This window comes from Marinobacter sp. CHS3-4, assembly GCF_030053415.1.
In the GTDB taxonomy this organism is placed as follows: domain Bacteria; phylum Pseudomonadota; class Gammaproteobacteria; order Pseudomonadales; family Oleiphilaceae; genus Marinobacter.
This window is the reverse complement of record NZ_JASGBJ010000001.1, coordinates 820857-843840: the sequence shown is the minus strand read 5'-3', so window position 1 is coordinate 843840 and position 22984 is coordinate 820857. Positions and strand designations below refer to the sequence as shown.

Below are 22984 nucleotides of genomic sequence, written 5' to 3'. Positions count from 1 at the left end.
ACTTTGCGAACGGATATGGGGCCCGTATTTCCGGTTTCAACCTTTCGAAAGGGCAAACTGCACAATTTCCGCTCGAGTAAATTTGCAAAGCCGAAAAACCCTGTATATATTCACAGCAACTGTATGCATCACCAGTATTTCGGAAACACTTGGAGGTTTGCCCCATGCTGACTCAGCTCACCGTCTCCAATTACGCCATCGCAGAGCGGGTTGAACTGCAATTCAATCAGGGAATGACAGCACTTACCGGCGAAACAGGCGCAGGCAAATCCATTGTGCTGGATGCCCTTGGGCTGGCCATGGGCGGCCGGGCAGACGCGGGCGCAGTTCGCCACGGCGCCAAGCGTGCGGACATCACCGCCACTTTCGATGTGTCCCGAATCAGCGAAGCCCGGCAGTGGCTGGAAGAACACGAACTGGACGATGACAACGACTGCATTCTGCGTCGGGTCATCAGCAAAGACGGCCGGTCCCGCGCATACATAAACGGCCAACCCTGCCCTCTCGCACATCTTAAAGATTTGGGCAGTACGCTGATGGACATCCACAGTCAGCACCAGCACCAATCACTTCTGCGCAAAGACACTCACCGCAAATTGCTGGACGAATTCGCCGGTGCCGAAACTCTGGCGGAAGAAACCCGACATGCCTGGAAAGCCTGGCACACCACCCAGCAACGCTTGCAGGAGCGCCAGCAAAACGCTGACGAAGCCGAAGCCCGCATTCAGCTACTGCGCTATCAAGTTGAAGAACTCGACCGTCTGGCGCTGGAAGACGGCGAACAGGAATCACTCGAAAAAGAGCAAGCCCAGCTGAGCCATGCCGAAACCGTTCTGCAGAATTGTCATCAGGCAACAATGCTCTGCACTGAAGACGACACCAGCGCGTCAGCGTTGGTTCGTCAGGCGCTGCAACAACTGGAACAGCTACCAGTGGAAGTGCCAGCGCTGAAAGACACCATCGACATGCTGAACGAAGCACAGATCCAGATCAGCGAAGCCGGCGACAATCTGCGGCACTTTGTCGATGGGTATGATGCGGACCCATCCAGACTGACGGAAGTGGAAGAGCGGCTGAGCGCCATCTACCAGATGGCCCGGAAGCACCGCATCAGCCCGGAAAATCTTCCGGAACTGCACCAGTCGTTGTCTGACGAACTGGCGTCATTGGACGAAGGTGAAGGCAGCGTTGAAAAACTCGAGGCCGAGCTGGAGAAACAGCTCGCGGAATTTAACCGACTGGCAGGCGAATTGTCTGAGCTCAGGCAGAAAGCCGCAGCGAATCTGGACCAGCGAATCGCCGAAGAGCTTGCCCAACTGAGCATGCCGGCGGTGCAATTTGTCACCCATCTGAGCCGCAACAAAGACGATGCCCCGGCCGCCCATGGCCTGGAAGACATCGAGTTTCTGGTCAGCGCAAACCCGGGGCAACCGGCACGTCCGTTGGCGAAAGTGGCCTCTGGTGGCGAGCTGTCGCGCATCAGCCTGGCCATTCAGGTGGTAGTGGCCCAAACCTCTACAACACCGACGCTGGTGTTCGACGAAGTCGACGTTGGCATTGGCGGCGGCACCGCCGAGGTAGTGGGACGTTTGCTCAGAAGCCTTGGCGATAATGGCCAGGTGCTATGCGTGACTCACCTGGCGCAAGTCGCCGCACAATGCCATCAGCACCTGTTTGTCAGTAAATTCACTGACGACGATGCAACCTTTTCCAAAATTGAAAGCCTGGACGACACCGGCAGAATCAGTGAAGTGGCAAGAATGCTGGGCGGCGTGGATATGACAGAACACACCATTGCCCACGCTCGAGAAATGTTCAGCAAAGGACAGGCAACTCATCACTGAGTTCGGAGTTTCATTCCCCTCTCGATCCTGAGAGCTTCATGAGGCGGGCAAGCACCCGCCTCTTTTTTTACAGGTTCCAGATCAGTCAGTCTTTCGGGGCTTTACGTAAAGAATCAGGCTGTGATCGACCAGCTCGAAGCCGTGCTCTTCGGCTATTTTCTTCTGGCGCTCTTCAATCACTTCGTCAACGAACTCGATCACTTCACCAGTCTGCGAGCACACCATGTGGTCGTGATGATCGTCACCTGCCATTTCAAAAACGGCATGGCCGCCTTCAAAATTGTGGCGCAATACCAGGCCGGCCGCTTCAAACTGGGTGAGCACGCGATAGACCGTCGCAAGACCGACATCATCACCCTGCTCCAGCAACTTCTTGTAAACATCCTCAGCGCTCAGGTGATGCTCTTCTTCGGCACTCTCAAGAATGTTGAAGATCTTGACCCGCGGAAGCGTGACTTTCAGGCCGACTTTGCGCAATTCGGAGTTTTCGGATGACATGTTTTTGATTCGCTCTTTGGTGTGCTCAGCGGCTTCCGGTATGATGGTGCCGCACTTGAATTACTCTGAGTTCAACCCGTGCTCAACCCGTGTGAAACCTGCCCCAGGCAGGCGATTCCAAGATAGAGGATTTCCCCCGGCGATGCAAAAGCTCACAGCCCTAGTATTGACCCTTCTGATGACGGGTTGCGTGTTCCCCGGCGTGTACAAAATTAACGTCCAACAGGGGAACATTCTGACCGACGAAGAGCTGACCTCTCTGTCTGAAGGAATGTCCCGCAGACAGGTTCATTCAGTATTGGGCACGCCCCTGATGATTAATCCGGTAGATCTGTCGCGGGAATATTACATCTATACGTTCCAGCGAGGCGGTGGCGAAATTGAGGAGCAACGCGTGATCGTCTATTACGAGAACGACCGCTTTTCTCACTACGAAGCACAACTGCTGGAAGAGACACCCGCCTACTGACGGATTTGTCAGGGCGCGATTACGCTTTCTTTTTCGCCCGATTCAGGCGGGCCTGCTTCGGGTCTATCTTGAGCGGGCGGTAGATTTCCACGCGGTCCCCGTCCCTCAATTCGTGGGTGGACGGTGCCTTGATCGCTTTGCCAAAGATACCCATGTTGTTCGAATCCGGATCGATTTCCGGGAACAGGTCAACGATGCCGGACTGCTTGACCGCCTCCACCGCAGAGGTACCTTCTTCAACGTCCAGTGCGATGATTTCCTGCTTGTCAGGCCGAGCGAACGCCACCTCCACACGAATCATCAGGCGCCTCCTTTATAAAGCTGATCTGCCCGTTTGCAGAATGCATCCACCATGGTGTTTGCCGCATGACTGAACACCTGCCCAAAGGTCATCCGCGACAGCGAGCCGGTGAATTCGAATTCCAGTGTCAGGATCACTTTACACGCGCTTTCGTTCAACGGTTTGAAGTGCCAGCGGCCCGACAGATCACGGAACGGGCCATCCACCAGCCGAATATCAATCCACTCCGGTGATTGCAACTGATTCTGCGTTGTCACGCGATGACGAACGCCGCCTCTGGCAATGTCCATGGAAGCGGTAATATGCCGTTCGGACTCATCATGAATCTCTGTACTTGCACACCAGGGCAGGAATTCAGGATAGCGGGCAACGTCGTTGACCAGATGAAACATGCGCTCAGCGGAATGCATGACCAGGGCGGATTTGTCGATCTGATGGGGCATGGACTTGGAAAACCTGCTTACGAACCGGGCGTGCAATGATACGCAATCTGCGCCATATCGGCGATACCCGATCAGGCACTCTGATACAGAACGTCCTGGCCGTCTGCTGGCATGTCCTCCGATTGCTCATCTTGCGGCTCTGGCGCGTCCTTGTTATCAGACGACCCCTCATCTTCCGCTGCCTGGCCTTCCGGAGTTTCCAAGGTGTCAGCATCCGCCTGGCTTTCTGCCGAATTCACCTCGACTTTGGGCGCAACATCGCCACCAGAGACGTCTTCGCCCTGCTGGCACCATGCGGCTTCCGTGTTTCGATCACACATGGACATCACACCATTGGCGGTGTATTGCAGCCCGATGTAGGCGACGACCAGCGGCAACACCAGCCTCATGACCCAGAACCATATCTGGCCGAAGAGTTTCGGAGTGTCGCCCAGCAGCCTGAGCGCCAGGGTTCGGGTGAGATACCAACCGGCGAATACCGATATGAGAATACTGACCAGCGGCACCAGAAGACCACCGGCGAACAATTCAACCCAGCGGAATACCGTGCCACCGGCGAACTGAATGTCCGACCAGACGTTGAACGACAATAAAGACCCCAACCCGGTTATCCAGACCGCCAGACCGATCAGAAATACCGATAATTGACGCGGCGCCCCGGTCCATTCGCGGAACCAGCCTACGACGGGCTCCAATAATGCCAGCGACGTCGTCCAGACCACCATCACCATCAATAGATAGACCGATGCCAGCAAAAACTGACTGCCCGGAAGATCGGCCATGGCAAGGGGCAATGACATGAACAGAAGACTGAAACCCCGCTCGCCCTGCATCTCTGGACCACCGGGAACCAGCGAATAAATAGCCAGTCCGGCCCCGACGGCTATCAACGTATCCATCAGCACCACTGCCAGAATCGAACGCTTCAATCGAGTGGTGACGGGCGTATAGGCACCGAAAAGCGTCCAGACGCCAAGCCCCAGACCAAGGGTGAAAAAGGCATGGAACAATGCGGATTTCAGGCTTTCAAATGTCAGTGACTTCTGACTGAAACTCAGAACCAGGTTTGCCGCCTCCCGAAACTCCCCCTGCCAGGCAGCCAGCCCACAAAAGGCTGCCACCAGCAGCAACATGATGGGCGTCACCGCACGAATCGCCCGCTCCAGACCATGTGCGACTCCCTGCATGGAAACCCAGATCACCAACAGCAGAAAAAAACCGTGCCATGCCATGAACCCACGGTACTTGCCGGGATCTGACACCAGGCCTGAAAGAATATCCGAGGCATCGCCCGGCTGCGCGCCGATAAAACGGCCGATAGCGCCGTAAAACACATAGGCCAGCGAAATGGCTCCGAATACCGCGGTAAACGACAGCACCAGGAATGCCGCCAGAATGCCCAGACGACCTGCCCACATCCACCACCGGGAAGCACGGGCACCGCGAACAAAACCGTCCATCGCCAGAACCAGGCCATGTCGGGCATAACGGCCCATGGCAGCCTCGGTCACCATCAGCGGCAGAGTAATCAGTAACAGACAGGCCAGATACAGCAGAACAAACAGACCACCGCCATGCTGGCTGGCCAGATAGGGAAATTGCCAGACGTTAGCCAGACCAAAGGTTGCCCCGAGGGCAGCCCAGAAAAAGGTGGTCGGATGGGTCCAAGAGCCAATGGGCGTTGCGTATGGGGTTGGCATTGATTACCTGCACAGCTAATGACGCCCACATTGTAGCGGATGATCCAATGCCCGCACGATTCAAATGGCCGTCAATCCACCCAATTTCGTGACCGGTCTGGCACTACTAAGCTACAATGCCCGCTTTTCCGGCGGCTGACCCGCCCGGCAAATTCTTTATCCGATCGCGGATGAGCATTCAATGAGCAAGAAGAAAACAGGCGCACCCAGTGCCACCATCGCACTGAACAAAAAGGCAAAACACGAGTACCACATCGAAGAACGCTTCGAGGCGGGGTTATCTCTGCTGGGCTGGGAAGTGAAGTCTCTGCGCGCCGGCAAGGCGCAGCTGACGGACGCCTATGTTCTTTTAAAAGATGGCGAGGCCTGGCTGTTGGGGTCTCACATTACGCCTTTGCTTGCTGCTTCTACCCACGTAATCGCAGACCCGACCCGCACCCGTAAACTGCTGCTGCACGCCAAAGAAATTGCAAAGATCATCGGCAAGGTCAACCAGACCGGCCACACCTGCATTCCGCTCGCACTTTACTGGAAGAAAAACAAAGTGAAGTGCGAAATAGCCCTGGTGAAAGGCAAGAAGCAGCACGACAAGCGCGCAACCGAAAAAGAGCGGGACTGGAACCGTCAGAAACAGCGAATCCTGCGTGAAGTGAATCACTGACCGGCAATTTATGTCGCATCTGCATCCTCTTTCGATCATTCTTTGACCAGCCTATACTGGGGTCTCGTCGTTAGCCGTAACCGAAGCGGCTATAAAAGGACAACGACACTCAGGGAGCCAGTCATGGCATTCACGCAAAGTTCTACCGACCCCGAAACCACCCAGCCAACCTCTGCTGACCGGACGCCAATGTCTTCTGTGGATCGTTCCTGGTTGCGCATGGAAAGCCCGGAGAATCCGATGATGATCTCCGCCGTGCTGATTTTTGAAGAACCGCTCTCGATCAGCCGACTGAAACGCACTCTGGACGAACGCTTTCTCACCTTTCGCCGTTTCCGGCAGAAAGTGGTTCAGCAAGGGGAAAAGGCTTACTGGCAGGATGACCCCCTGTTTCACATCGACAATCACGTGCATCGCATCGCGCTTGCTGGCGACGCCGGAAAGCAGGAACTGCAATCGCTGGTCAGCGACATGAACAGCACATCCCTGGATTTTCGCCGCCCGCTCTGGCAGATCCACTACATTGATCAGTACGACGGCGGTTGTGCATTACTGATTCGAATTCACCACTGCATCGCAGACGGCATATCGCTGGTGCGCGTCCTGCTTTCCCTGACGGATCGCAAATCCGAACCCGCCGTCAGGCAGATTCGACCCCATTCAGCCAAGCCCCCTGCCGCTCGCCCCGGAAACGCTCTGGGTCGAATCACCCGGCGCTTTATGCAGACAGGCCAAGCCGCCATGGATCAGGGCAGCCTGTTCTTAAAATCGCTGAGGACGGAGCCAGATTACCCCATGAAACTGGCAACCACCGCCGGCAATATTTCCCTGGAATTGCTGAAACTGGGATTGGCGCCTGCCGAACCCAAAACCTGCCTGAACCCAAAATTGAGCGGCCGCAAACAGGTGGCCTGGGCAGAACCGCTGAGCCTGGCCGAAGTCAAAGATTGCGCCCGTGCGCTGAAAGGTACCGCCAACGACGTTCTGCTATGTGCCGCCGCAGGAGCGCTTCAGAGGCATTTCAGCAACAGTGGAGAGACCCCGCCAGAAAGCGGCATACGCGTTGCGGTGCCGTTTAATCTGCGACCACTCCATCAGCCGATCGAAACCCTTGGCAATCAGTTCGGCCTGGTACTGGTTACACTTCCGGTGGAGGTGACCTGCCCGATCATGCGATTCCGCCAAATCCAGCACAACATGAATCAGCTGAAACGCTCCTATCAGGCCCAGGTAACCTACAGCCTGTTGGACCTGTTCGGGCGCGGCCCGGACGTTATTGAGCGCCGAGCGCTATCGCTGCTCAGCAGCAAGGCTTCTGCCGTGCTGACCAACGTGCCCGGGCCGAAAGAAGCCGTGTACCTGGCAGGCGCCAAACTCAGACAACCCATGTTCTGGGTTCCACAAAGCGGCAATATCGGCATCGGCTTGAGCATTTTCAGCTACGCCGGCACCGTGCAGTTTGGCATCACCATCGACAAGAGCATTCCCGTGGATCCGGAATCCGCCATGGAGTATTTCCGGGACAGCTTCCGCGAGCTCTACAACAGCGCCTTGGAAAAACAACAGGAAAGTGACGAACAAACTTTCACAGCGCTTGAAGTTGGTTAACGCAGCCCCATATACTGAGCATAAGGGGACGACATGGCTTCGACGCTGGTGGCGAACCCTTGGGTGCATGTCGAGATGGCAGCGAATCTCGTTAATCCAAAGCTGCAACGCAATAGTCGCAAACGACGAAAACTACGCACTAGCAGCGTAAGCTGCTAGTCGTCCTGACTGGGTCGCCCGTAGCCCAGAAGCAACATCTCAGGACGTCATCGCTTACGGGATGCTCCGATAGCCAGATCCCACTGACTATCGGCTAAGATTTAAAGGGATCGGTTCTTACACCCTGGCTCTCGGGTCGTTTGAACTTAAATTAATAGAGAGACACTAAACATGTAGATCTCAAGGCTGAGTACTGGCGGACGCGGGTTCAATTCCCGCCGTCTCCACCAAACAGCAAAAAGCCGCCCAAGGGCGGCTTTTTTTGTGCCTAAAAAAACGAGTCAGGCTTTTTTGCGGCGAGTCAGGCCCAACGCAGCCAGCCCCAGGCCCAGAAGCGCGAGGGTTCCGGGCTCGGGTACTTTGGTCGCAGTCAGCACAAGGTCATCAAAACGCAAAGCCAGAGGACCGATATCCGTTCTGTCGGTGTCCGGGAAGTAGCCGTTTGTTACATCAACCGTCAACGTATTGAGACCGTCGACAAAGAAGTCACTGATGTCGAAATTGGCCAGAGTGTTGAATGACGACGTGCCAAACGGAAGCGCGACGCTAGTGTCATTTCCGTTGAGGAAAATCGTGGCGTAATTATCGACGCCCCAGGCGCCAGTGATCATGGCCGTGCTTGCGTCGTATCCGGTCAGATCAAAGGTTGTCGAGAATACGGTCTCCCGGAAATCCGTATCGTTACTTGCACCATCGGTTGCAATTGAAATCCACTGGGAATCCGCATCGTTGGCCGCGTAGGCGCCGTTGTAATAGGCAACCGCGTCGCCCTCAGGAACCTTGGTCTCCCAATTGGCATCGATTTGCGTACCACTAATCAGATTTCCGGAGCCATCGAGACCGGTATTAAACAGTTGGCCTTCGATGACCGCAGAGTGGGCATAGCCGGATGCAGCGAAAACCAGCGCGATAGCCATTCCACATTTGCTGTATGTCTTCATGAGATCAATTCCCTGGGAGTATTTAACAAACAGAAGAACAGCAAGTTTGAGACCATCTAATTTAATTAGCCATTTTTCATGAGGTTATAAATCGAAGCCGGCGACCAGAAAAGATTTGTGTAAATTATGTGGACAGTTCCATCGCAACTCTCCTCCGACGCGAGGGGTAGTTCAGGTCACGCGTTATACCGAACGCTGCCCAGTTCGGCGAGGTCATAACCGCCGAGGCTGTCGGCCCGCTCCTGAAAATAGGCACCGCGGCAGAATTCGAGCAATTTCTGAAGCTGGGGCTGAAAATAGCTTCGCCTGCGCATGGCCAGATCAAATGATTCGGTGTGCAGTGGGATAAATTCCAACCCATGTCGGCGAGCGGCCGTTTCTACACCCAGCCCGCAATCCGCACGGCCGTCTCGTACGTCCTGGGCCAGGTCGTCCTCACCGAGGGCGCGGTGAGGCGCCAGCGAAAGATCGCCAGGATTCAGATTCTCTCGCGCCAATAACCAGGTCAGCAGCGAATCGGCACCGGCACCCGGTTGTCGGCGCACCACTGTGACACCTTTGGCGAACAGATCTCTGAGGTTGCGAATCCCTTTGGGGTTGTCGGGCGGCAGCAACAAACCCTGGCGGCGTTTTGCCCAGTGAATCATCACCAGGTCTTTTAGACCGCCCAGTCCGCAGCGCAATGGGTCATTGCCCGCACCGGTTTCCGGATCGGTCAAATGCATCCCAATCACCATGGCCCGGCCATCAAGCAGACGGGCGACGCCGTCGCCACTGCCATGGCATAACATCGCCAGGTCGCTGCCAGCTTCTCTCGCCGCCCACTCCAGCAGAGGGTCGTTGCTACCAGCGAGAATCGGAAGGATGTCCGCACCGCTGCCGGCATCCCCTTCCAGATGGCTCATGATCCACACGTCAATGGCCTGGCGGGGGAACAGCAACTTGCCGGTCACCTTGGTGCAGGGAATCTGGTTCTCTCGAACCAGCTCGTACACCTTTCGCTGTTTCAGGCGCAGGTAATCGGCCACTTCAGCGGTGGTCATTAGCGAATGTTGAGGGCGTGTGCTGTCCGGCGCGTTCATCGAAACCTCGCAAGGAGTGCTTTAAGACTGTTTAATTGTGCATATTTTACGGCATCAGGTGCAAAATTTATTTTTATTACACAGTATGCAGCTATAGAACTCCTGAAGTGAGCTGTGATGAGCGGTAGCGGCAGTTTTGAGCAAGCACTGAACCTGATTTTCTCCTTCGACCCGGCATTGATGGAGATCATCGCCCTGTCGTTACGGGTCAGCCTGACTGCGGTTGTGATCGCGGCGGTCCTGGCGTTGCCGGTCGGCGCTGCGATTGCGCTATTTCGTTTCCCCGGGCGTGGCGCTCTGGTGACGGTATTGAACGCGTTGATGGGATTACCGCCAGTGGTGGCAGGCCTGATGGTGTATCTGCTGCTGTCCCGGGCCGGACCCCTGGGGTCTCTGGGTTTGCTGTTCACACCGACGGCGATGGTGGTGGCCCAGACTCTGCTGGTTTTCCCGATTGTGGCGGCGCTGTCCCGTCAGGTGGTGGAGGACCTTTGGGAAGAATACCGCGAGCAGCTGCAGTCCCTGGGCTGCAACCGCCTGCGAGCCATTCCCACGCTTCTCTGGGACGCACGGTTTTCACTGATTACCGGCGTGCTGGCCGGCTTCGGCCGGGCCAGCGCGGAAGTGGGGGCGGTTCTGATCGTGGGCGGCAACATTGATGGCGTTACTCGCATGATGACCACAGCGATTGCCCTGGAAACCAGCAAGGGCAATCTACCCCTGGCGTTGGGCCTGGGCATGGTGCTGTTGCTTCTGGTGGCAATCATCAATGCGGCCGCTTACCAGATGGGCGAATCGGCCAAGCGGAGGCTGGGATGAACGACATGGCGATTTCCGAAAGATTGCTGCCGCTGCAACTGAACGATGTGTCGTTCCGCCATCGTAATCAAACACTCCTGCAGGACATTAACCTTCAACTCGGCGTATCCGGACGAACCGTTCTGCTTGGCCCCAACGGGGCGGGTAAAAGCCTGTTGATGCGCCTTTGTCACGGCCTCTTGGACCCCACATCAGGCACCGTTCGGTGGGCGCTGGACAACCGATCATGGGCCGACATCCGCCAGCGGCAGGCGATGGTCTTTCAACGCCCCGTGCTGTTACGCCGCTCGGCGCTGGCCAACATTCGACATGCCCTGGCGCTGCATGGGGTCAAACGCTCAGAGCGAAACACCCTTGCCATGGCCGCGCTGGACCGCTTTGGCCTGGCCAGTCTGTCAGCGCGGCCCGCGCGAGTGTTGTCCGGTGGCGAGCAACAACGCCTGGCTTTAGCGCGGGCCTGGGCCCTGCAACCGGAGATTCTGTTTCTGGACGAACCAACATCGGCCCTGGATCCGGCTGCGGTTAAGGCGGTGGAAGACGCGGTTGCGGCCTTTCAGGCGCTGGGCACCCGCATTGTCATGAGCACCCACGACATGGGACAGGCCCGGCGAATGGCCGATGACGTGGTGTTTCTGTTGCGGGGCCGCGTGCATGAACACGCACCGGCGTCGACGTTCTTTGAGTCGCCTCAAACACCCGAAGCGGCAGCGTTCATTCGTGGCGAGCTGATCTGGTAATCGGGCGTCGCGATTGCTGTAAACACGCATCAAAACCAATGGAGACAACAATGATAACCCGATGCTTTGCCATGGCGTTGACAGTTCTTGCGCTGGCACTGCCAGTGCAGGCGCAGGAACAGTTCATCACGCTGGCTTCTACCACCTCTACCGAACAATCCGGCCTGTTCGGCCACATCATTCCGAAGTTTCGTGATGCCACGGGTATCGACGTTCGAGTGGTTGCCGTGGGCACCGGTCAGGCGTTCGCCATCGCGCGCGCTGGCGACGCGGATATTCTGATGGTCCACGACACCGTCGGGGAAAAGAAGTTCGTCTCTGAAGGATACGGAAGCGAACGTCGGGACGTGATGTACAACGATTTCGTGATCATCGGGCCGTCGGACGATCCGGCCGGCATTGCCGAAGCAGAGTCCGCGGCCGAGGCTATGACCCTCATCGCCGACGCCGAGGCAGCCTTTACCTCTCGCGGTGACGACAGCGGTACACATCGCGCCGAGCTGCGCCTGTGGGAAGGTGCTGGCGTAAGTACCGAGGGCAGCTGGTATCGGGAACTGGGTAGCGGCATGGGCCCCACCCTGAACACGGCGGCCGGCATGAATGCCTACGTGGTGTCAGACAGAGCCACCTGGCTGAACTTTTCGAACCGTCAGGACCTGAAGATTCTGTTCCAGGGCGACGATGTGCTGTTCAACCAGTACGGCAGCGTGTTGATCAACCCGGAGCGTCATCCGGAGCTGAAGCATGACCTTGCCGAACAGTGGCATGAATGGCTTTTGTCAGACGAGGGGCAAAGCGCCATTAGCGAACACACGATTGATGGCCAGCAGTTGTTTTTTCCTAACGCCAACTAGGCCGAAAATTTCGGCTTGGTCGGCACGCTCGCGGAGTAGCCAGCCATTTCTGGCTACTCATCATCCGCAGCAATACGTTCAACCTCTCCCACCACATCCAGCCGCTCGGGCGAGCGAACCGGCTCTACCACCAGCGGCGACGCGATTCGAGTTTTCAACAGGTGCTGAAACGGCTCCAGTTGAGTGATGCCCGGATCCAGCCACAGGTCAAACTCGTCCGGCTGCAGCATCAATGGAATGCTCTTGGTGTGTATGTGACTGAATCTGGGGTGCGGTGGCAAAGTGACGATGGTAAAGGAAGGAACAATGTCGCCGCCAAAATCCCAGCGTTCATAGAGCCCGGCGAACGCGATGGCGCCGTTTTGCGGGTGGATGTTGTGGCACTGCTTGTGACCTTTTGGGCCAGTCCATTCGTGGAAAGCGCTGGCAGGTATGATGGCGCGCTGGGTGGGGAAGCGTCGTTTCCAGAGTGGGCTGCTGCCCAGGCTACCCGCACGGGCGTTAAAAGTGCTGTATTTGGGGGATGGGCGATAGCCGCTGCCATCCGGTTTGCGTTCAATCAGCAACGACCACAGAGCGTCGTCCACCACTCTACCCTGGCCGGGGTCGTAAACGATCTGGGCTCTGGCGCCGGGGGCAATGTTCAGCCGTGTATCCAGGCGCTTGCTCAGGCCCAGCTCTTCCATCAACCCCTGTACTTCGGGACTGTCGTGTACGTTAAAGCGGCCACACATGATCCAACTGCCTCCCTATCGATTCCTGTCCTCAGCTTATCAGTTAAGCCTGTCTTGGCCTCATCAGAATACCGGTATAGCGGATCAGAAAAATCAGATAGGCAACCACCCACAGCACGGCGCTGACGCTTACCCCGAAAGACCAGTCCAATAGGCCAAAAGCCGTCACAACCCGGATGACGGTCGCCACCTGCATGGCCACAAAGGCCAGTACCATGCCCCGCGGAAGCACCAGCGCCCTGCCGGTGTGCCCCAGGCACACACGAGCAATCACGCCCAGCACCAGACTGCCAATCACGCCCAGTCCCGCCGCATGTATCCACGCGCCTTCCGGCCAACCCAGTAACTGGTGCCCGGCCAGTAGCACCAACGCCACCGCAATCCAGAGCAAAGAGATGTGAAGAATCCAGAGCAAGGGGTTAGACATCACAAGCCAGCCTTTCCAGCCAAACAGTCGTGCAAACATCAGCACTGAGGCAGGCACAGCAACCAATCCCGCCCACCACTGGTAACCCGCCAGCGGTAGCAGCAATAAAATGATCATGGCTGCGACAAACATGCGGTCCAGCACTGGTACCACGCTGATGCCGGGCTCGGCCATGCCTTGCTGTCGCAACCAGCCAGTGGAAAATGCCGGTGTGATCCGCCCGCCAATAATGCCCGCCAGTGTCATCGCCATGAGCAGCCCTCCGGCCGAAAATGCCTCGTTGTAGCTCAACAGAAAGCCCGCCTGCATGATCCACAAAAGTAAGAGCACCAGAAGAATCACCACCTGCCGATACTGGCGGGCCCCCCAGATACGCCAGGCCGCATCCAGCATTACCAGCGGAAGAAACAACAGGCCGCCCCCATTGATCAGCCATATCGGCAACCCCTCGCCAAAACCCATAAGCAGTCGACCGCCGAGCCAGACCAGCCACAAACCCAGAAGTGGAGCACCGTGAGTTCGCTCGGTGCCAGTCCAGACGCACACGGCCGTCAGCAAAAAGGCAGCGATGGCTGCCGACAGAAAGCCAAATAGCATTTCATGCTGATGCCAGAAAAAACCAGGCAATCCCAATGGCAAATGCAGCAAGCCGGTTAACTCACCAACCCATAGGGGCACCGCCAGAACAGCAAACAGCGCCAAAGAGACGGAGAAAATTCGAAATGGGTAGCTGAATAGCTGCGACAGAGAAATGTCGCTGGGGTTGGTCTGGCTGTTGCTCATGGTATCCGTCTCCATTGAATCCAATCGGTTTTAAAAGAGGCTTGTCATGCCCTCACTTATAACATATATTTTATATGACTGTTTACGAGCCGCAGGATTTATTTACGCCGACTGATCTCGCTCAGGGCGCTGGGCAGGCCCGTTCACTGAATTCCAATGATTTTTGCTGCTGGGGCATTATTTGATGCGCATCACCCGATACACCGATTATTCGCTCCGGGTACTGATCTATCTGGCACTGCAGCCCGATCGGCTGGCGACCATACAGGGCATTGCAGACAGTTATGACATATCCAAGAGCCACTTGATGAAGGTGGTACATCATCTGACCCAAGGCGGCTACATACAGAGTATTCGTGGCAAAAACGGTGGGCTTCGGCTGAATCGCCTGCCTGAGGAAATCAATATTGGTGCCCTGGTGAGGGAAACTGAACAAGATCTGAATCTGGTCGAATGCTTTTCTGAGAACAATCAGTGCTGCATCACCCCAGTCTGCGGCCTTAAAAATATGCTTGCAGAAGCGTTGGATGCTTTCCTGACAACCCTGGACCAATACACCCTGGCCGACGTTCTGCCTGAAAAGCATCAACCCCAACTGCTTCGGATACTGCAAATTGCTACGGACTAAGGAAGCAATGCCACGTTTCGCATCCGTAGATCTCCGGACCCTGGGCCGAGGTCCACTCAAACAACCCACCCGTAATTGAACATACGATTCTTCACTCGCAGGAGGTATAGCGATGACATTGATGCGTAAACTGAGTGTAGGTTTGTTGGCCGCGATGGTTTCCACCGGCGCATTGGCGGCGGAACACATCGTCAAAATGAAGAACGCCGGCGCCGAAGGCCCTATGGTGTTTGAGCCTGGCTATCTTGAGGCGAAGAAAGGCGACACCGTTAAATTTGTGATGACCGATCCAGCCCACAACTCGGTGTCCGTAGCTGTTCCAGAGGGGGCTGAGAGCTGGTCTGGTCAGATCAACCAAGAGATCACCGTGACGCTCGATGCCGAAGGCGTTTACGTCTATAAGTGCACACCGCACGCGCCTCTGAACATGGCCGGTGTAATTAAGGTGGGTGAACCGACCAACTATGACGATGCGAAAGCAGCTGTTGAGAAACTTACTGCAGCCGCTGCCACCAACAAGGATCGGCTGAAAAACTACTTTGCCAATGTGAAATAAACTCTTCACGAAGGCAATGAAGAAAAGGCGCCCGGAAAGGGCGCCTTTTTTATGAATTGAAACTTGCGGTCAGCTCTTTAAAGAATTCCTTTGTTCGCTCTCTTATCCGCTCCATTGACGCGTCCCATTGCTGTTGGTATTGCTCAAAAGAGTCACTGGTAACGCTGGCCAGTTCCGCACCGGCCTCCGAAAGTGAGCGAGTGGTTTGGGTAAACCCTTCAAAGTTCGTTTGTTCCAATTGTTCCTGCCCATCCTGGATATGAATCACCGCCTGCTGCAGAGCAGCTCTATCCTGTTTCGGGGCCTGCTGATTTTCTTTCAGCGCGTCTTCTATGGATTGTTCCAGATTTTCCATCAGGTCTTGCAATGAATTCCTGAACTCGTCCATGGCTTTTTCAGCTTTTTGCCCTGCGGCATCGGAGTAAGCTTCAAACTGCCGAGCCATGTCATCCATTTGCTTTGACAGGTCGCCCGACGAGCGGCCAAACGCCTGACTGATTTTGTCGCCAAGCCTGCTGATTTCGCCCATCAGGCCGCTGAACGCGGACGGATTAGTGACGGATTCATGAGTTCGCTGGTAATCCACAAACCACTGGTCCTGGATCTGAACAAGGTAAGTGACAACCTCCTGGCGCTCACCGGCTTCGCCGTTCTCAACGGGCACTCGAGTAACGACTGTTGCCTCATCGGCCTCAATCACGACCCGCCCGAAATCCGGAAGAACGCCCAGCCAGTCACGATCAAAGCCGTCAAAGGCGTTGGCGTCGGTCAGTGTGGACAGGTCAATCGCCTCACCGGTTTCGCCTTCTGCCAGTGCCTGCCAGAATTCGGTGGCGACCTCTTTCGGAGTGTCGGGACGGGTGCAGCCGGCGACAACGACCAGCACTGTCGCCAGTAAAATAAGCGTTAACCATCGTGTGCTCATACTTTGGCCTTCCTGTTGTTGCCATTTGCGCCGATTATACGCGAGTGGTCAGAGGTTACAGGTCAGCTTTACCAATTCTTCATCAAACACACGGCGGTTTTCACTGTAATCCACCGGCACATCCACCAGATGAACGCCGCCTTGTGACAAAGCCTCCTGCAAGGTCGGTCTAAGATCTTCGGTGCGGGAGACGCGGTGCCCGGTCGCTCCGTAGGCGCCGGCGTATTTCACAAAATCGGGGTTGCCGTAGTCCAGGCCAAAGTCTTCAAAGCCTTCCTGACCTTGCTTCCATTTAATCATCCCGTAGGCGTTGTCATTGATGATCAGCACCACCAGGTTCAGATTCAGGCGAACTGCGGTTTCCACTTCCTGACTGTTCATCATGAAACCGCCATCGCCACACACAGCCATGACCTTCAGGTTCGGATACAGCATAGCGGCCATCATCGCACTGGGCAGGCCCGCGCCCATGGACGCGAGGGCGTTGTCCAACAACACGGTGTTGTTGTCGTAGGCGGGGTAGTTACGGGCAAACCAGAGTTTGTACATGCCGTTGTCCAGCGCAATGATGCCGTCTTCCGGCATAATCTTGCGAACGTCGCTGACGATCCGCTGGGGGATGACGGGGTAACGGTCATCGTCTGCTTTCTCGGCAAGATGCTTATCCACCGCAGCTTTTACGTCCATAAACCGGCTGAAATCATGGCTCGAACATTCACCACAGGTTTCAGCCAGGTAGTCCACGCTGTTGGCAATGTCACCGACAACTTCCAGCTGCGGGAAGTACACCGGGTCGACATCAGCCCCCGAAAAATTCACGTGGATCACCTGCTTGCCGCCGGGCTTCATGAAAAACGGTGGTTTCTCAACCACATCGTGGCCCACGTTGATCACCAGGTCAGCGTGGTCGATGGCGCAATGCACGAAATCGCCCGCCGACAAAGCAGCGTTACCCAGATAGCGGGGGTGGCGTTCATCGACCACGCCTTTACCCATCTGGGTGGTGAAAAAAGGAATGCCTGTGGCGTTTACCAGGTGAATCAATGCCTGGGATACCCGTTTGCGGTTGGCACCGGCGCCGATCATGATCAATGGATGCCGTGCCTGGCGGATCATGTCGCAGGCGGTATCCAGGCTTTTCTGACTGGCCGTGGGCCGACGGGCATCGCTGGGCTCGAAGATGAATGCGTCTGGCCCGGCCATTTCGGCGGCAATGTCTTCCGGCAGTTCCAGATGAACCGCGCCGGGCCGCTCCTCAGACGCAAGTCGGAATGCTTCCCGCACTTTCGCAGGTACCGTATTGGCATTGCTGATCTGACGCGTGTATTTGGTGAGCGGGCGCATCAGGTCAACAACGTCCAGAATCTGGAACAGCCCCTGTTTCGAAGATTTGATGGGCTTCTGGCCAGAAATCATCATCATGGGCATCGCGCCCAACTGCGCATAGGCCGCTGCCGTCACCAGGTTGGTGGCGCCGGGACCAAGGGTCGAGAGACAAACACCGACGCGACCGGTCAAACGGCCGTAGGTCGCAGCCATAAAACCAGCCGCCTGTTCATGACGGTTTAGTACCAGCTGAATGCGCGAAGTGCGAAGTGCTTCGAGAAAGTCGAGATTTTCTTCACCGGGAACGGCAAACAGGTAACGAACGCCTTCGTTCTCCAGAGCTTTAACAAACAATTCAGCGCCCGTGACGCCGCTCTTGGCCGTTGTTTCCACAGTGCCTTCCGTTTTCGACATTCAACCTCCGCGCTCTGTTAGTAATACCGCATGGCCAATAACCTGACTCTATTCAGAGGGCGGCTGCGAGGCCTGCATTGTGTCGGCGGGCAGTCTGTCCCTGCCCCAGCTCCGGTGAACCCGGGCGACGACTTTCCTGATTTCCTCGTCGTCCACTTCCACCGGCTCGTCCTTTTCCAACGGATCGTAGTGGTAGTGGAATATGTACAACCGCGATGCAAACTGCTCAAACGGCAAAGACGCTTCGCCGAAACGTTCACCATGTTTGGCTGTACTCACCTGCACATCATTGCCCCAGTGTTGACCGCTGTCGTTGTTCGGGTTGAAGAAATAGACCCGCATAACGCCTTCCGGATCCGGAGCAACTCGTAACACCGTAATGGCATGCCAGCCAATGAAGCGGGCGGCGCTGTCCGTGATGGCCACCCCTGCCGGCTGAGGATGCACAAGCGGCTGGTCCCCGTTGCAGTGCGGGTGATAGCAGGCATAGAAATGCCGCAGGAAGTCTTCCAGCTCCATCAGATTGCCGGTTGCAACGTCAACATTGATACGGAAACCACGACCGGCAGACCAGCCATGAAACTCTGGATTAACCCACTGATGGGGATCGCCGGGGCGTCCGATACACAGGCGTCCCATTTCCGCATAAATGCGATCCAGATGAGGCACGACCACCAGCGACACAGGATCAAGATCCAGCGTGACGTCGGAGGCAACGCCTCCCTGGCTTTTGGCCGATGACACCGGATTGCCTTCGAAGTGCATGACAATCTCATCTTCGCGAGCCGCCCAGGCCACCATCTGAAGCAGATAGTCCGGGTCGTTATAGGCCCACATGGATAGGGCCCGCGCCGCCTGACATGTCGGGTTGTTCCCCTGCCCAACGCCCAGTGGCTGCCCCAGAATGTTCAGCACGCCCTGGAGCAACCAGGCCCGTGCCGATGGCTGGTAGCCATAGGCCAGCTCTATCCGGTTTCGTGCCTGCTGGCATAGTGGCAACTGAATCTGCCGCCAGAGTGCTGGCTCAATCGGCGGCTGATACAAAATGCCCCGATCCAGCAACAGTGCCAGGCCATAAATGCCCTGGGCCGTTTCCGGGAACACCGACTCCTCAATCAGACGGTACACTAGCGAGCGATAGCACATCAGACAGTCGCGCCCGGTGGTCGACAGCCCGAGCGCATCAGTAATCATGGGCTGCTCTTGTGTAAGGATGTACCGCAGAAACGCGGCATGGTAAGGCGACACCAGCCCGGTGTCGTGCATGGACCGCGCGAACCCCGTCGCTTCACTCTGCAACGCCCCGAAGTCCATGTGAGAGAGACGTTCCTCATATACCGGAATACCCGGGTCTTCGCGACAGGCCTGCGTCGGGCCATAAAGGCTGGAGATCAGTCGCTCTGCGCCCTGGCCGGATCCGCCAAGGTCCACCGATGGATCCGAACGGCACAGCGCAATCTGCGTGATCATCTGACGGACACTGTTCACCTGAATCGGGCGCTGCTCAAGAATTCGCCAGATCTCGTCGATCAGCCGGTCGATCACGTGTTCGTAACCAATCTCGGCGGCGATGTGCTGAACCAACGCGCGGCTGACCAGGGCCAGCTTGCCCTGTTCCCGTTCGGCCTCACCGCTCTCGCCGGAGAGCAGCCGCAGATTGATGGCCAGCACCTGAGTCAGATAGTGATGAGCCTGTTCCGCGGACACCGAGGGATGAAGGTAGTGCCCCAGCGCGACCGCTAACAGTCGAAGCTCACTCATGGCTTCGACCACAATCGTGTCAGGGTGGGTGCTCTGGAGGGAATAGGTCGTCAGGTTAGGCAACAGAATGGACGGATCCGCCCAATCTGTGCCCGCAAACACGCCGGCTTGTTCTAGCTTCTCGGCGCGATCCTGGATGGCCTGACAGCCACCCGGCTGAAGCAGTACACGGCGAACGATGTCGAACACGCGTGGCAGCTTGGCAGCCTTGGTAAAGGAGCGGCTCTCAGCGAGAGCCGCTATTGCATCATCCAGTCGTCGCACGAGCGTATCGAAATCGACGACAGGCGCTGTTTTTCCAGCGTCGGAATTGCTCAAACAGATTTCCTCAGAGTCTGTGCCAGACTCGTTGTTGCATAATCCTTTCGGGATTATACATAGAAATCCAACTCTTCCTGATGCTTAAGTAAATCACGCATGGTGTATGCGTCGTCACCGAAGAAATAAACCAGGCCCCAGTGAGTACCGAAAGCGGTACGCTTGGTGACCGTTTCTTCCAGCGGCGGTGTCAGCTCGTGAGACTCGAAGTACGGATGGTTTTCCGTCTCTTCCGGCATCTCCAGCTTGCTGACTACGCGGCGACGCGGGTAAACCCCGAAGCAGCCTGCATAACCTTTGGCGTCCACAACTTCTTTCGGGAAGAAATTCTTGACCTCATCTTCCGTGGTTTTCGGATCGAACACCATGAACATGGCCTGATAGGCGTTGAATCCGTAAGCCTTTTCCAGAAGCTCAAACACTTTGAATCCGGGTGGACGATATGCCACTTCACCGAAGTACATGGTGCTGTCACTGGTCACGAAGTATTCGGGGTGAATCACGCCGAATTCGATGTCGAAGGTCTTGATCAGTTTCTCGATCTCACGGGTGACCTGCTCACGATACTTCTCGAGATCTGGAGTCGCTGGCACAAACACGGAATAACCGAGCGTGACGTACTCAGAAATGTTGAGGAACGCAATCTTGCCGTTGTGGATCCAGGCTTCAACCGCGAATTCCCAACCGTCCAGGTGGGATTCCATCAGCACCGGAAATTCTTCTTCCGGGATGGTGTCCACTTCGTCTGGCGTACGAATCACGCGATGCCCAAGACAGCCAGCTTTGTCAAAGGCCTTCAGGTGAATCGGGTCGTTGGGGTCGCCATCCAGCTTCAGCAGTGTCTGGTTAACCCGCTTCAGGAACCGGATGACGTCGTCTTTGTCGTGGGCTTCTTCGAAGATACCCACGCGAATGCCGCCCAACTGGGCACGACGCTTCATCAACGCCTTGTCACGCAGCAGCATGGACTGACCAAACAGCTTTGGCTGATCCAGCAACACCGAGTTGATGGCGCCAGCCCACTCCACAGTTTCTTCGAACAGTGGGATGGCAACGTCGACGCCCATGTCTTTCAGCGTCTGCGCGATCTCGAACGAACGATCGTTCAAGCGCTCAAAATTCCAGGGCACGTAGGGAATATCGTGCTCTTTGCAGTAGGTCTCGGCCCAATCCGGCGCTACGACCACGTAACGGCGGTCGAATTTGTCCGCGGCCTCAACCGCATTCAGGCTCCACCCCAGCAGTGCTATGTAACCTTTGTTCGGATCGTAATTTTCCTCGCTCATTAGCTTCTCCTTGATGCATGTTCTTATCAAACCTAACGTGCTCAGCCCAATTGGCAAAACATTCAGCTCACTTCAAGCGGCGCAGGCACGGGGCAGGAAGCTCGTTAGGCCGCCAGTGCCAGTGCCCCGCTTCGCATTAGAACGATTAAGAATATGAGCCCAATGCCAGCGTCGAGAGCGTCCACTTACGAACTTTTTTGAGCAATTGTTCATCATCGACAAGGGACTGCCCGTAAGACGCAACCATGGTTTTCATCCGCTTTTGCCACTCCGGTGTCTTGATACGATCACCGAAACAGCGCTCGATCACATCGATCATGGCATGCGCCGCTGTCGAAGCTCCCGGGGATGCCCCCAACAGTGCCGCCAGCGAACCATCTTTTGCAGCCACGATTTCCGTGCCGAATTCCAGCTTACCCCCTCCACCGGGGGACTTTTTGATGATCTGAACCCTCTGGCCGGCGTTTTGAAGTTTCCAGTCTTCTTCCCGGGCGTCCGGGAAATAATTGCGCAGTGATGCCACACGCTCACTGTGAGACTGAAACACTTCGCCGATGAGGTATCGGGTCAGATCCATATTTGTGCGGCTAACTGAAAGCATAGGTCTTAAATTGTTGGAACGCACGGAACCGAACAAGTCGAAAACCGACCCTTGCTTCAGAAATCGAGTGGTGAAACCGGCGAATGGCCCGAATAAAAGCGCGGGCTGACCGTTGATTATCCGGGTATCCAGATGAGGCACAGACATCGGCGGCGCGCCGATCGGGGCCTTCCCATATACCTTGGAATTATGCTGAGCCACGATCTCCGGCTTCTGGCAAACCAGCCACTGACCACTGACCGGGAAACCGCCATATCCCTTCGACTCTGCAATACCGGATTTCTGAAGCATTGGCAAAGCGCCGCCGCCAGCGCCCAGAAACACGAAACCGGCGTCCAGTTTCTGCGGCTCGCCAGTTTTCTGATTTTTGACCCGCACTTCCCAGCGACCATTGTCCTTCTGCGCCAGATAATTCACGGGGCTGTTGAGCATCAGTTCGAAATTTGGCGTGCTTTGCAGATGCTCGACCATGCTGCGAGTCAGTGAACCAAAATCAACGTCCGCCCCATGTTTCACACGGGTAGCTGCAACGCGTTCCATGGGGTCACGGTTTTTCACCACCAGCGGCATCCATTCTTCCAGTTGCCGCGGTGACTCGGTGAACTCCATGTCGCGAAACAAATGGTGAGCGCTGAGCCTCTTGTAGCGCTTTTTGAGGTATTGAACGTTCTCTTCACCCCATACAAAGCTCTGGTGTGGCGTGCGGTTGATGAACGACGAGGGCTCGGGCAACGCCCCCTGTTCCACCAGATGCGACCAGAACTGCAGCGACACTTCGAAGGCTGCGTTGATCTGCAGCGCTCGCTCGATGGCGACGTCGCCATCCTCAGTTTCCGGGGTGTAGTTAAGTTCGCAGTAACCGGCATGGCCGGTACCTGCGTTGTTCCATCCGTCCGTGCTTTCATGGGCCACGTGGTCAAGACGCTCCACCATGACGATGTCCAGGGCTGGATCCAGTTGCCTGAGCATCATGCCGAGGGTAGCGCTCATGACGCCACCGCCGACCAGCACTACATCTGCCTGTCTAACGGCCATTAAAACTCATCCTAGTGATCGAAAATCCTGTATCTACCCACGATCAGCGGGCAGACCTGTGACAGCCAGATTGT

General features: G+C 56.2%; 22 protein-coding genes and 1 other RNA gene. 10 read left to right on the top strand and 13 right to left on the bottom strand.

Annotated features, from left to right (window positions below; translation table 11 throughout):
* Positions 1-164 precede the first annotated feature (164 nt).
* Positions 165-1844 (top strand): DNA repair protein RecN, encoded by a 1680-nt coding sequence (gene recN / locus QLQ17_RS03920; RefSeq protein ID WP_283208229.1) that lies wholly within the window; start codon positions 165-167, stop codon positions 1842-1844.
* Positions 1845-1925: 81 nt separating this feature from the next.
* Here the strand turns inward: recN and fur are convergent, their stop codons facing one another.
* The gene (gene fur, locus QLQ17_RS03915; protein ID WP_283208228.1) at positions 1926-2342 is read right to left on the bottom strand and encodes a ferric iron uptake transcriptional regulator; all 417 of its coding nucleotides are present in this window, start codon (positions 2340-2342) and stop codon (positions 1926-1928) included.
* A gap of 142 nt (positions 2343-2484) precedes the next feature.
* Here fur and QLQ17_RS03910 point away from each other — a divergent pair, with 142 nt between their 5' ends.
* A complete protein-coding gene (locus QLQ17_RS03910; RefSeq protein ID WP_283208227.1) occupies positions 2485-2811 on the top strand; it encodes an outer membrane protein assembly factor BamE in 327 nt (108 codons plus the stop codon).
* Positions 2812-2830: 19 nt separating this feature from the next.
* Here the strand turns inward: QLQ17_RS03910 and QLQ17_RS03905 are convergent, their stop codons facing one another.
* The 3 genes from QLQ17_RS03905 to QLQ17_RS03895 all read right to left on the bottom strand — a co-directional run bounded on the left by QLQ17_RS03905 (position 2831) and on the right by QLQ17_RS03895 (position 5255).
* Positions 2831-3112, bottom strand: a complete 282-nt coding sequence (locus QLQ17_RS03905) for an RnfH family protein (protein WP_283208226.1) — start codon at positions 3110-3112, stop codon at positions 2831-2833.
* Positions 3112-3555: a type II toxin-antitoxin system RatA family toxin gene (locus QLQ17_RS03900; RefSeq protein WP_283208225.1), complete on the bottom strand. Its 444-nt coding sequence runs from the start codon at positions 3553-3555 to the stop codon at positions 3112-3114. Before QLQ17_RS03900 ends, QLQ17_RS03905 begins: the two co-directional genes overlap by 1 nt.
* Before the next feature lie 71 nt (positions 3556-3626).
* Positions 3627-5255, bottom strand: coding sequence for a sodium-dependent transporter (locus QLQ17_RS03895; protein ID WP_283208224.1), 1629 nt, complete (start codon positions 5253-5255; stop codon positions 3627-3629).
* 181 nt (positions 5256-5436) lie between these two features.
* On the opposite strand from QLQ17_RS03895, the gene smpB reads away from it, so the two are divergent.
* From smpB to ssrA, 3 genes are all read left to right on the top strand, one after another.
* Positions 5437-5916 (top strand): SsrA-binding protein SmpB, encoded by a 480-nt coding sequence (gene smpB / locus QLQ17_RS03890; protein ID WP_283208223.1) that lies wholly within the window; start codon positions 5437-5439, stop codon positions 5914-5916.
* Between the two features lie 219 nt (positions 5917-6135).
* Positions 6136-7524: a wax ester/triacylglycerol synthase family O-acyltransferase gene (locus QLQ17_RS03885; protein ID WP_502867363.1), complete on the top strand. Its 1389-nt coding sequence runs from the start codon at positions 6136-6138 to the stop codon at positions 7522-7524.
* A 24-nt stretch (positions 7525-7548) separates the two neighbouring features.
* Positions 7549-7913: a transfer-messenger RNA gene (gene ssrA, locus QLQ17_RS03880) on the top strand.
* Positions 7914-7964: 51 nt separating this feature from the next.
* Here the strand turns inward: ssrA and QLQ17_RS03875 are convergent.
* Positions 7965-8624: a PEP-CTERM sorting domain-containing protein gene (locus QLQ17_RS03875; RefSeq protein WP_283208221.1), complete on the bottom strand. Its 660-nt coding sequence runs from the start codon at positions 8622-8624 to the stop codon at positions 7965-7967.
* A gap of 176 nt (positions 8625-8800) precedes the next feature.
* Positions 8801-9706, bottom strand: coding sequence for a substrate-binding domain-containing protein (locus tag QLQ17_RS03870; protein WP_283208220.1), 906 nt, complete (start codon positions 9704-9706; stop codon positions 8801-8803).
* 117 nt (positions 9707-9823) lie between these two features.
* On the opposite strand from QLQ17_RS03870, the gene QLQ17_RS03865 reads away from it, so the two are divergent.
* The 3 genes from QLQ17_RS03865 to QLQ17_RS03855 are packed head-to-tail and all read left to right on the top strand — an operon-like array spanning position 9824 to position 12116.
* Entirely contained in the window at positions 9824-10525 is a 702-nt protein-coding gene (locus tag QLQ17_RS03865; protein WP_283208219.1) for an ABC transporter permease, read from the top strand.
* Positions 10522-11262: an ATP-binding cassette domain-containing protein gene (locus QLQ17_RS03860; RefSeq protein ID WP_283208218.1), complete on the top strand. Its 741-nt coding sequence runs from the start codon at positions 10522-10524 to the stop codon at positions 11260-11262. Before QLQ17_RS03865 ends, QLQ17_RS03860 begins: the two co-directional genes overlap by 4 nt.
* Before the next feature lie 50 nt (positions 11263-11312).
* Entirely contained in the window at positions 11313-12116 is an 804-nt protein-coding gene (locus QLQ17_RS03855; protein ID WP_283208217.1) for an ABC transporter substrate-binding protein, read from the top strand.
* A 53-nt stretch (positions 12117-12169) separates the two neighbouring features.
* Here the strand turns inward: QLQ17_RS03855 and QLQ17_RS03850 are convergent, their stop codons facing one another.
* Positions 12170-12850, bottom strand: coding sequence for an SOS response-associated peptidase (locus QLQ17_RS03850; protein WP_283208216.1), 681 nt, complete (start codon positions 12848-12850; stop codon positions 12170-12172).
* Between the two features lie 43 nt (positions 12851-12893).
* A complete protein-coding gene (locus QLQ17_RS03845) occupies positions 12894-14060 on the bottom strand; it encodes an NnrS family protein (RefSeq protein WP_283208215.1) in 1167 nt (388 codons plus the stop codon).
* A gap of 184 nt (positions 14061-14244) precedes the next feature.
* On the opposite strand from QLQ17_RS03845, the gene QLQ17_RS03840 reads away from it, so the two are divergent.
* Together QLQ17_RS03840 and QLQ17_RS03835 are read left to right on the top strand one after the other, a co-directional pair.
* On the top strand, positions 14245-14688 hold the full coding sequence (locus QLQ17_RS03840) for an RrF2 family transcriptional regulator (protein WP_283208214.1): 444 nt from the start codon (positions 14245-14247) through the stop codon (positions 14686-14688).
* A gap of 121 nt (positions 14689-14809) precedes the next feature.
* Entirely contained in the window at positions 14810-15244 is a 435-nt protein-coding gene (locus tag QLQ17_RS03835; protein WP_283209043.1) for a pseudoazurin, read from the top strand.
* A gap of 49 nt (positions 15245-15293) precedes the next feature.
* Here the strand turns inward: QLQ17_RS03835 and QLQ17_RS03830 are convergent, their stop codons facing one another.
* From QLQ17_RS03830 to mqo, 5 genes are all read right to left on the bottom strand, one after another.
* Complete coding sequence (locus QLQ17_RS03830; protein ID WP_283208213.1) at positions 15294-16169, bottom strand: hypothetical protein; 876 nt, start codon at positions 16167-16169, stop codon at positions 15294-15296.
* 48 nt (positions 16170-16217) lie between these two features.
* Positions 16218-17909, bottom strand: coding sequence for an acetolactate synthase large subunit (locus QLQ17_RS03825; RefSeq protein ID WP_283208212.1), 1692 nt, complete (start codon positions 17907-17909; stop codon positions 16218-16220).
* Positions 17910-17957: 48 nt separating this feature from the next.
* A complete protein-coding gene (locus QLQ17_RS03820; RefSeq protein ID WP_283208211.1) occupies positions 17958-19988 on the bottom strand; it encodes a hypothetical protein in 2031 nt (676 codons plus the stop codon).
* 53 nt (positions 19989-20041) lie between these two features.
* On the bottom strand, positions 20042-21274 hold the full coding sequence (locus QLQ17_RS03815) for an ATP-grasp domain-containing protein (protein ID WP_283208210.1): 1233 nt from the start codon (positions 21272-21274) through the stop codon (positions 20042-20044).
* A gap of 145 nt (positions 21275-21419) precedes the next feature.
* Positions 21420-22910 carry a malate dehydrogenase (quinone) gene (gene mqo / locus QLQ17_RS03810; protein WP_283208209.1) on the bottom strand — a complete coding sequence of 497 codons (1491 nt, stop codon included), beginning with the start codon at positions 22908-22910 and terminating at the stop codon, positions 21420-21422.
* Positions 22911-22984 lie beyond the last annotated feature (74 nt).

Bases quoted from the DNA above. Each gene is read 5' to 3' on its own strand.
- QLQ17_RS03845 (WP_283208215.1), bottom strand. From the start codon at position 14,060: ATGAGCAACAGCCAGACCAACCCCAGCGACATTTCTCTGTCGCAGCTA.
- QLQ17_RS03825 (WP_283208212.1), bottom strand. From the start codon at position 17,909: ATGTCGAAAACGGAAGGCACTGTGGAAACAACGGCCAAGAGCGGCGTC.
- QLQ17_RS03885 (WP_502867363.1), top strand. From the start codon at position 6,136: ATGGAAAGCCCGGAGAATCCGATGATGATCTCCGCCGTGCTGATTTTT.
- recN (WP_283208229.1), top strand. From the start codon at position 165: ATGCTGACTCAGCTCACCGTCTCCAATTACGCCATCGCAGAGCGGGTT.
- mqo (WP_283208209.1), bottom strand. From the start codon at position 22,910: ATGGCCGTTAGACAGGCAGATGTAGTGCTGGTCGGCGGTGGCGTCATG.
- QLQ17_RS03905 (WP_283208226.1), bottom strand. From the start codon at position 3,112: ATGATTCGTGTGGAGGTGGCGTTCGCTCGGCCTGACAAGCAGGAAATC.
- QLQ17_RS03870 (WP_283208220.1), bottom strand. From the start codon at position 9,706: ATGAACGCGCCGGACAGCACACGCCCTCAACATTCGCTAATGACCACC.
- smpB (WP_283208223.1), top strand. From the start codon at position 5,437: ATGAGCAAGAAGAAAACAGGCGCACCCAGTGCCACCATCGCACTGAAC.
- QLQ17_RS03865 (WP_283208219.1), top strand. From the start codon at position 9,824: ATGAGCGGTAGCGGCAGTTTTGAGCAAGCACTGAACCTGATTTTCTCC.
- QLQ17_RS03910 (WP_283208227.1), top strand. From the start codon at position 2,485: ATGCAAAAGCTCACAGCCCTAGTATTGACCCTTCTGATGACGGGTTGC.
- QLQ17_RS03875 (WP_283208221.1), bottom strand. From the start codon at position 8,624: ATGAAGACATACAGCAAATGTGGAATGGCTATCGCGCTGGTTTTCGCT.
- QLQ17_RS03835 (WP_283209043.1), top strand. From the start codon at position 14,810: ATGCGTAAACTGAGTGTAGGTTTGTTGGCCGCGATGGTTTCCACCGGC.
- fur (WP_283208228.1), bottom strand. From the start codon at position 2,342: ATGTCATCCGAAAACTCCGAATTGCGCAAAGTCGGCCTGAAAGTCACG.
- QLQ17_RS03840 (WP_283208214.1), top strand. From the start codon at position 14,245: ATGCGCATCACCCGATACACCGATTATTCGCTCCGGGTACTGATCTAT.
- QLQ17_RS03895 (WP_283208224.1), bottom strand. From the start codon at position 5,255: ATGCCAACCCCATACGCAACGCCCATTGGCTCTTGGACCCATCCGACC.
- QLQ17_RS03815 (WP_283208210.1), bottom strand. From the start codon at position 21,274: ATGAGCGAGGAAAATTACGATCCGAACAAAGGTTACATAGCACTGCTG.
- QLQ17_RS03900 (WP_283208225.1), bottom strand. From the start codon at position 3,555: ATGCCCCATCAGATCGACAAATCCGCCCTGGTCATGCATTCCGCTGAG.
- QLQ17_RS03855 (WP_283208217.1), top strand. From the start codon at position 11,313: ATGATAACCCGATGCTTTGCCATGGCGTTGACAGTTCTTGCGCTGGCA.
- QLQ17_RS03860 (WP_283208218.1), top strand. From the start codon at position 10,522: ATGAACGACATGGCGATTTCCGAAAGATTGCTGCCGCTGCAACTGAAC.
- QLQ17_RS03850 (WP_283208216.1), bottom strand. From the start codon at position 12,850: ATGTGTGGCCGCTTTAACGTACACGACAGTCCCGAAGTACAGGGGTTG.
- QLQ17_RS03830 (WP_283208213.1), bottom strand. From the start codon at position 16,169: ATGAGCACACGATGGTTAACGCTTATTTTACTGGCGACAGTGCTGGTC.